The organism is Ancylobacter sp. G4_0304 (assembly GCF_047501495.1).
GTDB lineage: Bacteria > Pseudomonadota > Alphaproteobacteria > Rhizobiales > Xanthobacteraceae > Ancylobacter.
The window spans coordinates 1-14,716 of record NZ_JAZDRM010000023.1; the positions used below are offsets into that span (position 1 = coordinate 1).

Consider the following 14,716-nt stretch of genomic DNA (forward strand, 5'->3'; position numbering starts at 1 on the left):
CCCCAGCCCCAGGCCGGGCCGACGCCGATCGCCACGGCGCCGGGTCCCCAGCCCCAGCCGTCATCATAATCGTCGTAATAGACCGGCGCCGGCTGCACCACGACGCGCGTGCCGCCGCCGAAGCTGAGGTAGCGCGCACTGGCGAAGCCGCCCGCGACGCGGCACCAGCTGCCGGTACATGAGTCGACATTCACGCTCTGGCCCGCCCGCAGCGAGCCAATCACGGCATAGCCGGTGCCGGGACCGCTGCGGACATTGAGATCGGTGGTAACCACCGCCGGCCGAGCCGAGGCGGCGACGCTGCCGGCAAGCAGTAAGCCCGCCGCCAGCAAGAGGGATTTGGGAAACCGCATTGCACTCTCCTCACCAGCGCGGCGAGCATCGCCGCGACGTCCGCGCCTTCCCGGACCGGGAGGCGTCGACGCATGCACCTGATGAGCATGGCAACTATTTCAGGCGGAATTTGTTGCAGCTTCCCCTGCGATAGCCGCTCGTGGCTCAGAACAGGCCCGCACGCGGCCGCCAGACTACAGGACGGCCGTTGTAGCGGGGTCCGGCATCATACGGACCCTGCCAGCGCGGCCCGAGCCCGTTCGCACCGCCGCCATACCAGCGCGCCGGCTGCGGGCGCAGGCCCTCATTGCGGGTCGACCAGTAGTAATTGCCGCGCCGGTCGCCGCGATAGGCCTGCACCGGGTAGCCGGGATGCATGTTCCAGTAGGTCGGGCGCCCGCCCCAATAGCTTGGCCGCGCGCCCCAGTTGCTGGGAATGTTGCGGCCATAGAGCGAGGGCCCCCAATAGCCCGGCCCCCGGTCGCGGGTGCCGTAGGAATATTGCGGGCCGAGGCTCACGCGCCAGTTGGCGCCGATCGGGGCCGTGGCCGGCGCATTGTACCAGCCGCCGCCCCAGCCGCCTTCGCCGAAGCCGTAGCTGGCGGCGGTGGCGATCGCCTCGAAGGGCGCGGCGATATCGGCGGCGAGATTGGCGAGCGGGGACGTGTAGGTCGGGTAGGTCGCGCCGGGAATGTAGCGCGAGCCGGTATAGGCGCCGCCGAAAGTCGGGTCCGGAGCATAGGCATTGCCGTAGCCGGGCTGGGCATAGGCCTGAGCGTAGGCCGGCTGGGCATAAGCGGGCTGGGCGTAGCTCGTGCGGCCATAGCTGGCCGTCGCCGGCGCGCTGTAGCTGGCGCGGGCGTAGGTCGCGGGCTGGGCCGCGGGCGTCGGGTAGTTCGCGCCGGGCGCGCCAGAGCCCCCGGTGGAAATGTGGCGGGCGCTGACATAGCCGTACTGCGTCTGGCACCAGCTTCCCGCGCAGGACACCACGTTCACCGCCGAGCCGGCCGGCAGCGTGCCGAGAAGGTCGTAGCCGACGCCGGGACCCGAGCGCACATTGAGCGCGGAGACGGTGGTGGCGGAATAGCCCGGCCCGGTCGGCGCCGCAGCATTGTAGCGGCGCGGATCCTGATAGGCCGTGCCCGGATAGGCGGCGTTCTGCGGAAGAGCGGGCGCGGCCGGCGCCGTGGTGCCATAGGGCTGGCGGTAATTGGTGCCGAGGGTCGGCGCGGTGCCGGGGGTGATGCCGGGCGTCGCGCCCGCCTGCGCCGGCAGGAACGGGCGCTGCTGCACCGGCTGCGGCGCGAGCTGCGCGGCGGCGGGCTGGCGGTAATTCGTGCCCGGCGAGGCCAGCGCGTAGTTCGGCGCGGCATAGGCCCGCGCGGCGGCCGGCTGCGCGCCGGTATAGAGCGCGCCCTGCGCGACGAGGCGGGCGCTGACATAGCCGTACTGGGTCTGGCACCAGCTGCCGGTGCAGCTCATGATGTCGACCGGCGAGCCGGCCGGCAGCGAGCCGATCACGCCGTAGCGTGTGCCGGGACCGGAGCGGACATTGACATTGGCGCGCACGGTGGCCTGCCCGCCGGCGACGCCATAGGCGTTCGGCGCGTAGCCCGGCGCGAGGTTCGCCACGGGCTGCGCCGCGAGGCGCTGGGCGGCCGGAACGCGGTAATTGGTGTTGGAGGCGGCATAGGGAATGCCCGGGACGCCGGTGGGTACGCCACCCGCGCCGGCCATCGGCACGCCACCCTGCCCGGCCGCGCCATAGCCCATGGTGGCTTGCGCGGCGAGATTTCCGGCGTAATAGGCGGAATCCCGCGAGCCGGAGCCTGGCAGCAGCGGCTGCGCCGCCGAACTCAGCACCTGTTGCACCGGGCCACGCGACAGATGGAACAGGCTGATATAGCCCTCGTCGGTCTGGCACCAGGTATTGGCGCAGGACTGCACTTCGACCTTGGTGAAGTCCGGCAGGGTCTTGATGATGGAATATTCGACGCCGGGACCGGAGCGGACATTGGTCTCGCCGATCGTGGTGCGCGCGCCCTTCATGGTGCCGAAGCTGCCCGGCGCCCCGGTCGTCACCGGCGCCGCCGCGAGCGCGGTCGCGGCATTGGCGTCATAGCCCGGCGCGGGCGCGGCCGGCGCCGTGGTGCCATAGGGCTGGCGGTAGTTGGTGCCGAGGGTCGGCGCGGTGCCGGGGGTGATGCCGGGCGTCGCGCCCGCCTGCGCCGGCAGGAACGGGCGCTGCTGCACCGGCTGCGGGGCAAGCTGCGCGGCGGCGGGCTGTCGGTAGTTCGTGCCCGGCGAGGCCAGCGCGTAATTCGCCGCGGCATAGGCCCGCGCGGCGGCCGGCTGTGCGCCGGTATAGAGCGCGCCCTGCGCGACGAGGCGGGCGCTGACATAGCCGTACTGGGTCTGGCACCAGCTGCCGGTGCAGCTCATGATGTCGACCGGCGAGCCGGCCGGCAGCGAGCCGATCACGCCGTAGCGTGTGCCGGGACCGGAGCGGACATTGACATTGGCGCGCACGGTGGCCTGCCCGCCGGCGACGCCATAGGCATTCGGCGCGTAGCCCGGCGCGAGGTTCGCCACGGGCTGCGCCGCGAGGCGCTGGGCGGCCGGAACGCGGTAATTGGTGTTGGAGGCGGCATAGGGAATGCCCGGGACGCCGGAGGGTACGCCACCCGCGCCGGCCATCGGCACGCCACCCTGCCCGGCCGCGCCATAGCCCATGGTGGCCTGCGCGGCGAGATTTCCGGCGTAATAGGCGGAATCCCGCGAGCCGGAGCCTGGCAGCAGCGGCTGCGCCGCCGAACTCAGCACCTGTTGCACCGGGCCACGCGACAGATGGAACAGGCTGATATAGCCCTCGTCGGTCTGGCACCAGGTATTGGCGCAGGACTGCACTTCGACCTTGGTGAAGTCCGGCAGGGTCTTGATGATGGAATATTCGACGCCGGGACCGGAGCGGACATTGGTCTCGCCGATTGTGGTGCGCGCGCCCTTCATGGTGCCGAAGCTGCCCGGCGCCCCGGTCGTCACCGGCGCCGCCGCGAGCGCGCTCGCGGCATTGGCGTCATAGCCCGGCGCGGGCGCGGCCGGCGCCGTGGTGCCATAGGGCTGGCGGTAATTGGTGCCGAGGGTGGGCGCGGTGCCGGGGGTGATACCGGGGGTCGCGCCTGCCTGCGCCGGCAGGAACGGGCGCTGCTGCACCGGCTGCGGCGCGAGCTGGGCGGCGGCGGGCTGGCGGTAATTCGTGCCCGGCGAGGCCAGCGCGTAGTTCGGCACGCTGTAATTGGGCGCGGCATAGGCGCCGACCCCGTAGGCCGCGCCGGCATAGCCGCCCTGCGACAACATCCGGGCGCTGACATAGCCGTATTGCGTCTGGCACCAGCTGCCGGTGCAGCCGAGAATATCGACCGGCGATCCCGCCGGCAGCGAGGCGATGACGCTGTAGCGCGCCCCCGGACCCGAGCGCACGTTCACATTCGCCGTCGTCGTCGCAGGCACCGCCGCGGCGTGCATCGTGCCGGCCAGAACCAGCCCGGCGGACAGCGCGAAGGATGTCGTGAACCTCATAAGGTCCTCCTCGTCGCCGGGCTGCACCAGGGCGCGCAGCATCGGCAGCGTCACGCTGCCCGGAAAAGGGATTGACGGCAATCAAATGCCGCAAAGATGGTTGCCAAGGTGCAACCCGAATCAGCGAAATCCCGGGTTGCGGATCAACGCGAGGGAAGGCCATGGCCTGACGCAGCGGCGCCGGACAATGATACCGCCATGGCCGTCCCCGCTTCTCGCGCAAACGAAAATGCCCGGAGGAACCTGTCGGTCTCCGGGTCATTTCGTTTGAAAGATCAATAGCTTATCGCGAGTTCTTCCGCCATTTCACAACGGAGGGAGAGGCGCGGCGGCAGGCTCAGCCTTCCGCCTTCAGGCTCGCAATGGCGTCGGCGAGCAGCTCTTCCATGGTGCGGCGGATGCGGTGCTCGGAAATATCGAGGCCCTTGGCGTCGAAATCCGCCTTAACCTTCCGGTAGACGTCCTCGTCGCCCGCCTCTTCGAGATCGGCCTCGATCAGGGACTTGGCATAGGCCGCGGCTTCGTCGCCGGACAGGCCGAGCTTGTCGGCCGCCCACAGGCCCAGCGCGCGGTTGCGGCGGGCGCTTGCCTTGAAGCGCAGCGTCGCGTCATGCGCGAACTTGGCTTCAAAGGCATCTTCACGATTGTCGAACGTGCTCATGTCTCGCCCTCGTGCATGACTGGTCGCGGGCTTGATTATCGCGAGCCCGCCCCCAAATCAACGTCGCTGGCGTACCCAAGTGCCCCCTACGTCAATGTGACGCCGGGGCGTGGGTTGCGCGGCACGCGCGGCCGCGTTGCATACCGTCCTGTTTGTATCCGCTTCGCCAATCGGCTAGTGTCGGCGCGGGTGCTGGTGCAATGCGATACGAATCGATAAAGCGCGTCTCGTTACGCATGCGCCCGAAGCACTCAGCCGTGGACCTGCAACACCGGAGCCCCGGCATCAATGGATTTCCTCAACCGACGGTACCCCCCCATGAGCCGCCGCCGCCGCATTTACGAAGGTAAGGCGAAGGTCCTTTATGAAGGCCCCGAGCCCGGCACCTTGATCCAGCACTTCAAGGATGACGCCACCGCGTTCAACGCGAAGAAGCACGACGTCATCGACGGCAAAGGCGTGCTGAACAACCGCATCTCGGAATACGTCTTCCTGAAGCTGAACGAGATCGGCGTTCCCACCCACTTCATCAAGCGGCTGAACATGCGCGAGCAGCTCATCCGCGAAGTGGAGATCATTCCGCTCGAAGTCGTGGTGCGCAACGTTGCCGCCGGCTCGCTGTCGACCCGCCTCGGTATCGAGGAAGGCACGCAGCTCCCGCGCTCGATCATCGAGTTCTACTATAAGAACGACCAGCTCAACGACCCGATGGTGTCGGAAGAGCACATCACGGCGTTCGGCTGGGCGACGACCCAGGAGATCGACGACATCATCGCGCTCGCGATCCGCGTCAACGATTTCCTCTCGGGCCTGTTCCTCGGCGTCGGCATCCGTCTCGTCGACTTCAAGATGGAATGCGGCCGCCTGTGGGAAAACGACATGATGCGCATCGTCGTCGCCGACGAGATCAGCCCGGACTCGTGCCGGCTGTGGGACATCAAGTCGAACGACAAGCTCGACAAGGACCGCTTCCGCCGCGACATGGGCGGGCTGGTCGAAGCCTATTCGGAAGTCGCCCGCCGTCTCGGCATCATGTCCGAGAACGAGCGCTCGCCGACCGGCGGGCCGGTGCTGGTGAAGTCCGAACCCGAGAAATGAGCCGTTGAGCCGCACGCGGCGCAATGCTAGGCGGGGGCGGTAAGCCCCCGCTTTACGTTTCTGACACCCGATGCGGGTGGCTGGAGGCCCGAAAGGTTTCCCGCGGCCCGTCGCAAAGCGATGCAAAGAGCTGACCCATGAAGGCGCGCGTTCTCGTCACCCTGAAATCCGCCGTGCTCGACCCGCAGGGCAAAGCCATTGAGGGCGCGCTGCGCTCGCTCGGCGTGCCGGGTGTCGCCAGCGTCCGGCAGGGCAAGGTCTTCGATGTCGAGCTCGACGGCGACGACAAGGTCCGCGCCGAGGCGACGCTGAAGGATGCCTGCGAGAAGCTGCTCGCCAATACGGTGATCGAAAGCTACCGCATCGAGTTCGTGGGTTAGACCGATGAAATCCGCCGTCCTCGTCTTCCCCGGCTCCAATCGCGAGGGTGACGCCAAGCACGCGCTGGAGAAGGTCTCCGGCAGCCGCGTCAGCCTGGTCTGGCACGCCGAGACCGAGCTTCCGACCGGCACCGACCTCGTGGTGCTGCCCGGCGGCTTCTCCTATGGCGATTATCTGCGCTGCGGCGCCATTGCGGCCCGCGCCTCGATCATGGACGCGGTGCGCGCCCACGCCGCGCGCGGCGGCCTGGTGCTCGGCATCTGCAACGGCTTCCAGATCCTGTGCGAAAGCGGCCTGCTGCCGGGCGTGCTGGTGCGCAATGCGCGGCTGCGTTTCGTCTGCCGCGAGGCGCTGCTGAAGGTCGAGCGCACCGATACGCCTTTCACCCGCAAATACGCCAAGGGCGCCGTGGTGCGCTACCCGGTGGCGCATGGCGAGGGCAATTACGCGGCCGATGCCGAGACGCTGAAGCGGCTGGAAGGCGATGGGCGGGTGATCTTCCGCTATGTGACCGCGGACGGTCGGCGCGACGACACGCAGGTGCTGAACGGCGCGGCCAACTCCATCGCCGGCATCGCCTCGGAAAAGCTGAACGTGCTCGGCCTGATGCCGCACCCCGAGAACCATGTCGACCCGCTGCTCGGCCCGACCGACGGGCGCGGCCTGTTCGAGAGCATTGCCGGCGTGCTGGAAAAGGCGTGAGCCCCGCGCTCACCGCCCTGCCCCGCATGACGCGAAACGGAATGACGGCCCTCGCATGACCTCCCCTGAACCGAAGATCACTCCCCAGCTCGTCGCCGACCATGGGCTCAAGCCCGACGAGTATGAGCGCATCCTAAAGCTGATCGGCCGCGAGCCGAGCTTCACCGAGCTTGGCATCTTCTCGGCGATGTGGAACGAGCACTGTTCCTACAAATCCTCGCGCCTGCACCTGAAGGGCCTGCCGACCAAGGCACCCTGGGTGATCCAGGGTCCCGGCGAGAATGCCGGCGTGATCGACATCGGCGACGGGCAGGCCGCCGTGTTCAAGATGGAGAGCCACAACCACCCGTCCTATATCGAGCCCTATCAGGGCGCGGGCACGGGTGTTGGCGGCATTCTGCGCGACGTGTTCACCATGGGCGCGCGCCCCATCGCGGCGCTGAACGCGCTGCGCTTCGGCGACCCCAAGCACCCGCGCACGCGGCACCTCGTCGCCGGCGTGGTGGCGGGCATTGGCGGTTATGGCAATTCCTTCGGCGTGCCGACCGTCGGCGGCCTCGTCGGCTTCCACACCCGCTATGACGGCAACTGCCTGGTCAACGCCATGGCGGTCGGCCTCGCGGACGCCGACAAGATCTTCTACGCCAAGGCGACGGGCGTCGGCCTGCCGGTGGTTTATCTCGGTTCCAAAACCGGGCGCGACGGTATTCATGGCGCCACCATGGCCTCGGCCGAGTTCGGCGAGGGCGCGGAGGAGAAGCGGCCCACCGTGCAGGTCGGCGACCCCTTCGCCGAGAAGCTGCTGCTGGAAGCCTGCCTCGAAATCATGGAAGCGGGCTGCGTGGTCGCGATCCAGGACATGGGCGCGGCCGGCCTCACCTGCTCGGCGGTCGAGATGGGCGCCAAGGGCGACCTCGGCATTGAGCTGGACCTCGACAAGCTGCCCTGCCGCGAGGCGGGCATGAGCGCCTATGAAATGATGCTCTCCGAGAGCCAGGAGCGCATGCTCATGGTGATCGCGCCCGGCAAGGAAGCGCAGGCCGAGGCCATCTTCCGCAAATGGGGGCTCGACTTCGCCATTGTCGGGCGCACCACCGACACGCTGCGCTTCGTGGTCAAGCACAAGGGCGAAGTGAAGGCCGATCTGCCGATCAAGGAACTGGGCGACGAGGCCCCGCTCTATGACCGTCCGTGGGTCGAGACGCCCAAGCAGCAGAATGTCGATCCCGCCTCGCTGGAGATTTCCGCCACCGTGCCGGGCGCGCTGGAGCGGCTGATCGGCTCGCCGGACTTCGCCTCCAAGCGCTGGATCTGGGAGCAGTACGACCACCTCATCCTCAACAACACCGTGCAGCGCCCCGGCGGCGACGCGGCCGTGGTGCGCGTCGAGGACGGCCCGAAGGGTCTGGTCATGGCCTGCGACGTCACCCCGCGCTATTGCGAGGCCGACCCGTTCGAGGGCGGCAAGCAGGCGGTCGCGGAAGTGTGGCGCAACATCACCGCCGTCGGCGGCAAGCCGCTGGCGCTGACCGACAATCTGAACTTCGGCAACCCCGAGCGGCCCGAGATCATGGGCCAGCTCGTCGGCTGCCTGCGCGGCATCGGCGCCGCGGCGCTGGCGCTCGACTTCCCGGTCGTCTCCGGCAATGTCAGCCTCTACAACGAGACCAATGGCCGCGCGATCCTGCCGACCCCGACCATTGGCGGCGTCGGCGTGGTGGCCGATGTCGCGAAGACGGCGACGCTGGCGTTCAAGGACGATGGCGAGACCATCCTCGTGATCGGCGCCACCACCGGCTGGCTTGGCCAGTCGGCCTTCCTCTCGGAGATTCTCGACCGCGAGGATGGTGCCCCGCCCCCGGTCGATCTCGCGCTGGAGCGCAAGCACGGCGACTTCGTGCGCACGCTGATCGAGGAGGGTCTGGTGACCGCCGTGCATGACGTCTCCGATGGCGGCCTGCTGGTCGCCGTGGCCGAGATGGCGATGGCCTCTAGCATCGGCGCCACGCTGGTCGCCCCGCCCGCCGGCACGGTGCCGCACGCCTTCTGGTTCGGCGAGGATCAGGCGCGCTACATCGTGACGGTGAGCCACGCCAAGGCGCTCGTGCTGAAGCGCGCGGAAACCGCCGGAATCACGGTGGCAAAGCTCGGCGTCACCGGCTCCGACCGATTGAATATCCCCGGCGAGCGCCCAATTATCGTGGATGCGCTGCGTGAGCGTCACGAGGCGTGGCTTCCCATCTATATGGGCGCCGGCTTTTGATGTGAGGGAGCACTGACCTATGGCGATGGAAGCGGCCGAGATCGAACGGCTGATCAAGCAGGGCCTTCCCGGCGCGGATGTGTCGATCCGCGACCTTGCCGGCGACGGCAATCATTATGCCGCCACGGTGACGTGCGAGAGCTTTCGCGGAAAGAGCCGGGTGCAGCAGCACCAGATGGTCTATGCCGCGCTTCAAGGCCAGATGGGCGGCATCTTGCACGCTCTGGCACTACAGACCAATGTACCGGAATGAACGCGGCTGAGATCGGCCGTCACCCGTATTTCTCAAGGGTTCCATCATGAGCATCCATGATTTCATTGACAGCCAGGTGAAGAGCAACGACGTCGTGGTCTTCATGAAGGGCACGCCGCAGTTCCCGATGTGCGGCTTCTCCGGCCAGGTGGCGCAGATCCTGAACCATCTCGGCGTCGACTTTAAGGGCGTGAACGTGCTGGATTCCGACGAAATCCGTAACGGGATCAAGGAATACACCAGCTGGCCGACCATCCCGCAGGTGTTCGTCAAGGGCGAGTTTATCGGCGGCTGCGATATCGTGCGCGAGATGTTCCAGGCCGGCGAGTTGCAGACGCTGCTGGAAGAAAAGGGCGTCCCGGTGATGGGCCGCGCCACCGCCTGAGGCGCACCCGCCCGACAGAAATGACGAAGCCGCCCCTCGGGGCGGCTTTTGTTTTGACTGATGCATAGCGCCTCTGGCTGGAGCCTCGCATTTCCGCCGGGTCGGCCAACAAAAAAGCCGCCCGAAAGGGCGGCTTTTCCGTCTGTCGCAATCCGTTGCCGGATCAGCGCGAATAGTATTCGACCACGAGGTTCGGTTCCATCACCACCGGGTACGGCACCTCGTTGAGGTCCGGGGTGCGGACATACTTGGCCGTCAGCTTGGAGTGATCGACCTCAAGATAGTCCGGCACGTCGCGCTCGCCGGAAGCGACGGCTTCGAGAACCAGGACCAGCTGGCGGGAGGCTTCCTTCACCTCGACCACGTCGCCGACCTTCACCTTATAGCTCGGGATGTTGACGCGGCGGCCGTTCACCTTGATGTGGCCGTGGCTCACGAACTGGCGGGCGGCGAACACCGTGGGAACGAACTTGGCGCGGTACACGACGGCGTCCAGACGGCTCTCCAGGAGGCCGATCAGGTTGGCGCCGGTGTCGCCCTTGAGGCGCGAGGCTTCCACATAGATGGCGTGGAACTGCTTCTCGCCGATCGAGGCGTAGTAGCCCTTCAGCTTCTGCTTGGCGCGCAACTGCACGCCGAAGTCGGACAGCTTGCCCTTACGGCGCTGGCCGTGCTGGCCGGGGCCATATTCACGCTTGTTGATGGGGCTCTTCGGGCGACCCCAAATATTCTCGCCCATACGGCGGTCAAGCTTGTGCTTGGCCGAAACGCGCTTGCTCATTGCGCTGGTCCTCTTCGCAAGGTTGCGGGTTGGATCGCGCCCCCTCCTCTTTGGCCACGAGGACCAATGACAGGCTCCGGTCGAACGCGCCGACCGGCACCACGGGTGCGTGAAACAGCTCACGGGGCCGTTGCCAGCCCCGCGAGTGATCGGGTGCATACGCGCGCCGGACGCAAAGGTCAAGCGCGCGCAAGCGATTCCACAGGGTTCAGCCCACCGCGCCGCCCTGCGACTGCGGCGAAATGCCGGCACTCTTCGCGACCGGCTCCTCGCCGCGCGCCATGAAGGCGCTGCGCACCGGCTTCAGCACGAACATGGCGAGCAGCGCCGCCGTGGCGTTGAGCCCGACCGCGATGGCGAACACAGCGTACCAGCCATAGGCCGCCGCCACCACGCTCGCCAGCGGCACCAGCAGCGCGGCCGTGCCCTTGGCGGTGTAGAGCATGCCGGCATTGGTGGCGGCGAACTTCGAGCCGAAGGTGTCGCCGCAGGTTGCGGGGAACAGGCTGTAGATTTCGCCGAACACGCCGAAGAAGCACGCCGTCGCGAGCACGAACACCAGCGGGTTCGAGCCGTGATAGACCAGCAGCAGCAACATGACCGCGGCGGTGCCGAAGGCGATGAACATAGTGTTCTCACGCCCGATCCGGTCCGAGACATAGCCGAAGATCGGCCGCCCGAAGCCGTCGAAGATGCGGTCCAGCGAGATCGCCAGCGTCAGCGCCACCGCCTGCAGGCCGAGCAGGTTCACCGGCACGTCGGCGACGCCGAGATCGTGGGCGATCGGGCCGATCTGCGCCGCCGCCATCAGGCCGCCGGACGCGACCATGACGAACATCAGGTACAGCAGCCAGAACACCGGCTTGGAGAGCGTCTTGCTCGGCGGATAGTCCACCTTGGTCTGCGGCAGACTCAGCGCCTTCTTGGGCGGGGCGATCTTCTGGCGGGGCGGATAGAGGAACTGGGCGGCGATCAGAACGACGATACCCTGCCCGATGCCGAACCAGAAGAACGCGGTCTCATAGCCCGACGAGGCGATGACATTGGCGATCGGCACCACGGTCAGCGCCGCGCCGGCGCCGAAACCCGCCGCCGTGGCGCCCGCCGCGAGCCCGCGCCGATAGGGGAACCACTTCAGCGCGTTGCCGACGCAGGTGCCGTAGACCGAGCCGGCACCGATGCCGCCCAGCACGGCGCCCAGATACAGCATGGGCAGCGAGCCGGCATAGGAATTGACCACCCACGACACCGCGATCATCACCGCGCCGAAGGTGAGCACGATGCGCGGGCCATAGCGGTCGACGAACCAGGCCTCGACCGGCACCAGCCAGGTCTCGGTCAGCACGAAGATGGTGAAGGCGGTCTGGATCGCCGCCCGGCCCCACTGGTGCTTGGCGTCGATCGGGTCGACGAACAGCGTCCAGCCATATTGAAGATTGGCGATCATCGCCATGCAGAGAATGCCGCATCCGAGCTGAACCCACGGTTCCCACGGACGCATCGCGACGTCTTGCCTGTTCATCTTGATTCCTCAACCTGTTCACGAAACGCGGCTCTTTTGTGCGGCCGCTTTTGGTTCTGACGGGCGTCTGGCCGCCCGGCCGGAATGAAGGCGATGCCCCGCCCGCATTTTTGGGGTGGCGGACATCGTTACCTTAAGTAAATATTCCCCTTGGTAAGGGTCTAACCTTTTAGATATTATGTATTTTCAATATGCACGTCAAATATCGCGCGCGACCGGTTACCCTATCGTCAGCTCGCATAATATTCATCGGACGAATATTTGAAGATTAGATGCGTGAATTTCCGCATGTCCGCGCGGTGCTGACGTTGTGTTTCGCGAACATGAGACAGATGTCTTTTCCGGTTCGCCCGAAACGCAGGCATCATCCCTGCGTCACATGACGCAGCATCCCGCATCTGGTGGCGGTCATCGCGGTGCGTCGGCAGAGAGATAGTCTGCGGCCGGGCGCTCTAAAGCTGTGCCGTCAGCGTGTGCCGCGCAGCGCGTTCAGCACATCGAGGCTGGCATAGCCGTCGGCGGGGGTGATTCCCGCCTTCTGCTGGAAGGCGCGCACCGCGCGCATGGTCATGTTGCCAACCCGCCCGTCCACGCCGCCGGTGTCGAAGCCGGCGCGGGTCAGGCGCTTCTGCACTTCCTGGACCTCGACGAGGGTGAGCGCCCGCTCGCCGCCGGGAAACGGCGTGACGAAGCCGGGCCCGCCGAGCACGCGGTCGCCGAGATGGCACACTGCGAGCGCGTAGTTCATCGACGGGTTGTAGGAGCGCACGGCGAAGAAGTTCTGGGTCAGCAGGAAGCACGGCCCCTCCGCCCCCGTCGGCGCCCACAGTCGCGCGCGGGCCTTGGGATGGGAGAAGCTGCCACCTTCCACCGGCCGAATGCCGAGCTTGCCCCAGTCCTCGACCGTGCGGTTGGTCTTGGCGTCCGCCGCCTTCTCGGCCGAGGGCGGCATCGCCACCTCGAAGCCCCAGGGCAGGCCGCGCTGGTAATTGCCACGCTTGATGAGATAGCGCGAGCTGCCGGCCAGTGCATCGCCGACTTCATAGGGCGAGACCCGGCCGTCGCCGTCATAGTCGATGCCGAGATTGAGCCAGACCTCGGGCATCCACTGGGTGTGGCCCATGGCGCCGGCCCAGGAGCCGAGCATGCCGTCCGGCTCCGCCCAGCCGCGCTGCACGATGGCGAGCGCGTTGAGCAACTCGGTCTCCCAATATTTGCGCCGCCGCGGCTCGCCCCAGGCCAGCGCCGCCAGCGAGGGGAACACCGGGCGCATGTGGTCGGGATCGTCCACCAGCTCGCCGAACGCGCTCTCCATGCCCCACAGGCCGAGCAGCACATCCGGTTCGACGCCGAAATCCTTCTCCAGCCGCTTCAGCAGCGCGGCGTTCTTCTTCAGCGCCGCCTGCCCGGTGACGATGCGCCATTCCGAGATGCGGCGATTGAGATATTGCCAGAGCTGCTCGCGGAATTCCGGCTGCGCGCTGTCTCTCGCATAGACCGAGGTGTCCGGCTCCAGCCCGCGCATGACCCGGTCATAGACCTGGTCGGAAATGCCCCGCGCCCGTGCCCGCGCCCGGAAGGTGGCGACCCAGGCGTCGAAAGGCTGCGCCGCCGTCTGTGCCCCGGCCACGGGAATGCCGAGCAGCAGGACACCGGCGCCGCCGACGAAGGCGCGGCGGGTCAGCGTGGCGGCATCGCCGGAACGATCGAACCGTAAGGCACTCACGGCGCGTGCAGGCTCCTTGTTGTCGGCGCTCGTGCCGCTACGGCATGCTGACAAGCGATCATGACGCAGGCAAGGCCTCGCGTCACCTCGCCGGCAGTTACGCAACCGCCGGGTCGAGGGAGACGATCTCGCCGGCACGCGCCTTGCGCCCGGTGAGCCGCTCCACCATCGCCGGATCGAGCGGCGCGCCGGTGGAGAACAGGCGCAGCGGCATCGGGCTGGCGGCGAACGCCACCGGACCGAGCAGCGAGCCCATGCGCCGCGCGATAGCGGGGGCGGGATCGACCCAGCGCACCGGCCAGGGCGCGGTGCGTTCCAGCCGGTCGAGCACCAGCGGATAATGCGTGCAGGCCAGCACCACCGTATCGGTACGCGCCCGCCCTTCCCGCACGAAGCACGGCGCGATCTCCTGCGCGAACGCTTCGTCCGGCACCGGTTCGCCGGCCATCGCCGCCTCGGCCAGCGTGGCGAGGCGGGTGGAGCCGACCAGCGTCACCCGGCAGTTGCCCGCGAAATCCCGGATCAGCGCCTGTGTATAGTCGCGGCGCACCGTGCCCGGCGTTGCCAGCACGCTGACCTGCCGCGTCAGCGAGCTCTCGCAGGCCGGCTTGATGGCGGGGACCGTGCCGACGAAGGGAATGGCATAGCGCGCCCGCAGCGCCGGCAGCACGGCGGTCGAGGCGGTGTTGCAGGCGATCACGACGGCATCGGGCGCCAGACGCGCGATCAGCGCGCCGACCACGGCCAGCACGCGCGCGATCAGCTCGGGCTCGGCGAGCGGGCCATAGGGAAAGCCGGCATCGTCGGCGGCATAGATGAAGCGGGCATCGGGCCGGGTCCGCGCCAGCTCGCGGAACACCGACAGCCCGCCAAGGCCCGAATCGAAGACCAGTATGGTGGGCGCGCGCAGCGCGGTGGCGGGGACATGGTCCGGAGTGAGAGGCGACACGACTGGCGGTCCGAAGGAGTGAGCCTGACCGTAACCGGAAACGGATGAAATCTCTGCGCCCATCTGTTGCCCTCCATCCCGGG

The 14,716-nt window shown here is 67.7% G+C and carries 13 protein-coding genes; 6 read left to right on the forward strand and 7 right to left on the reverse strand.

What is annotated here, in order from left to right:
• The 3 genes from VRZ77_RS14015 to VRZ77_RS14025 all read right to left on the reverse strand — a co-directional run.
• A partial coding sequence (locus VRZ77_RS14015) for an SH3 domain-containing protein (RefSeq protein ID WP_414593260.1) occupies positions 1–353 on the reverse strand: 353 nt, incomplete at its 3' end.
• A gap of 145 nt (positions 354–498) precedes the next feature.
• Positions 499–3,912, reverse strand: coding sequence for an SH3 domain-containing protein (locus tag VRZ77_RS14020; protein ID WP_414593261.1), 3,414 nt, complete (start codon positions 3,910–3,912; stop codon positions 499–501).
• A 337-nt stretch (positions 3,913–4,249) separates the two neighbouring features.
• Positions 4,250–4,573, reverse strand: coding sequence for a DUF1476 domain-containing protein (locus VRZ77_RS14025; RefSeq protein ID WP_414593262.1), 324 nt, complete (start codon positions 4,571–4,573; stop codon positions 4,250–4,252).
• 288 nt (positions 4,574–4,861) lie between these two features.
• Here VRZ77_RS14025 and purC point away from each other — a divergent pair, with 288 nt between their 5' ends.
• From purC to grxD, 6 genes are all read left to right on the forward strand, one after another.
• Entirely contained in the window at positions 4,862–5,671 is an 810-nt protein-coding gene (gene purC / locus VRZ77_RS14030; protein ID WP_241616492.1) for a phosphoribosylaminoimidazolesuccinocarboxamide synthase, read from the forward strand.
• A gap of 137 nt (positions 5,672–5,808) precedes the next feature.
• Positions 5,809–6,051 (forward strand): phosphoribosylformylglycinamidine synthase subunit PurS, encoded by a 243-nt coding sequence (gene purS / locus VRZ77_RS14035; RefSeq protein ID WP_241616491.1) that lies wholly within the window; start codon positions 5,809–5,811, stop codon positions 6,049–6,051.
• Positions 6,052–6,055: 4 nt separating this feature from the next.
• Positions 6,056–6,754 (forward strand): phosphoribosylformylglycinamidine synthase subunit PurQ, encoded by a 699-nt coding sequence (gene purQ / locus VRZ77_RS14040; RefSeq protein ID WP_414593263.1) that lies wholly within the window; start codon positions 6,056–6,058, stop codon positions 6,752–6,754.
• 55 nt (positions 6,755–6,809) lie between these two features.
• The gene (purL, locus tag VRZ77_RS14045; protein ID WP_414593264.1) at positions 6,810–9,017 is read left to right on the forward strand and encodes a phosphoribosylformylglycinamidine synthase subunit PurL; all 2,208 of its coding nucleotides are present in this window, start codon (positions 6,810–6,812) and stop codon (positions 9,015–9,017) included.
• 19 nt (positions 9,018–9,036) lie between these two features.
• Positions 9,037–9,270 (forward strand): BolA family protein, encoded by a 234-nt coding sequence (locus VRZ77_RS14050; protein WP_414593265.1) that lies wholly within the window; start codon positions 9,037–9,039, stop codon positions 9,268–9,270.
• Between the two features lie 46 nt (positions 9,271–9,316).
• Complete coding sequence (gene grxD / locus VRZ77_RS14055; protein WP_414593266.1) at positions 9,317–9,655, forward strand: Grx4 family monothiol glutaredoxin; 339 nt, start codon at positions 9,317–9,319, stop codon at positions 9,653–9,655.
• A 163-nt stretch (positions 9,656–9,818) separates the two neighbouring features.
• Here the strand turns inward: grxD and rpsD are convergent, their stop codons facing one another.
• The 4 genes from rpsD to murI all read right to left on the reverse strand — a co-directional run bounded on the left by rpsD (position 9,819) and on the right by murI (position 14,633).
• Positions 9,819–10,436 carry a 30S ribosomal protein S4 gene (gene rpsD, locus VRZ77_RS14060; protein WP_414593267.1) on the reverse strand — a complete coding sequence of 206 codons (618 nt, stop codon included), beginning with the start codon at positions 10,434–10,436 and terminating at the stop codon, positions 9,819–9,821.
• A 208-nt stretch (positions 10,437–10,644) separates the two neighbouring features.
• Positions 10,645–11,958 carry an oxalate/formate MFS antiporter gene (gene oxlT / locus VRZ77_RS14065; RefSeq protein WP_414593268.1) on the reverse strand — a complete coding sequence of 438 codons (1,314 nt, stop codon included), beginning with the start codon at positions 11,956–11,958 and terminating at the stop codon, positions 10,645–10,647.
• A 466-nt stretch (positions 11,959–12,424) separates the two neighbouring features.
• The gene (locus VRZ77_RS14070; RefSeq protein WP_414593269.1) at positions 12,425–13,684 is read right to left on the reverse strand and encodes a lytic murein transglycosylase; all 1,260 of its coding nucleotides are present in this window, start codon (positions 13,682–13,684) and stop codon (positions 12,425–12,427) included.
• Positions 13,685–13,781: 97 nt separating this feature from the next.
• Entirely contained in the window at positions 13,782–14,633 is an 852-nt protein-coding gene (murI, locus tag VRZ77_RS14075) for a glutamate racemase (RefSeq protein WP_414593270.1), read from the reverse strand.
• Positions 14,634–14,716 lie beyond the last annotated feature (83 nt).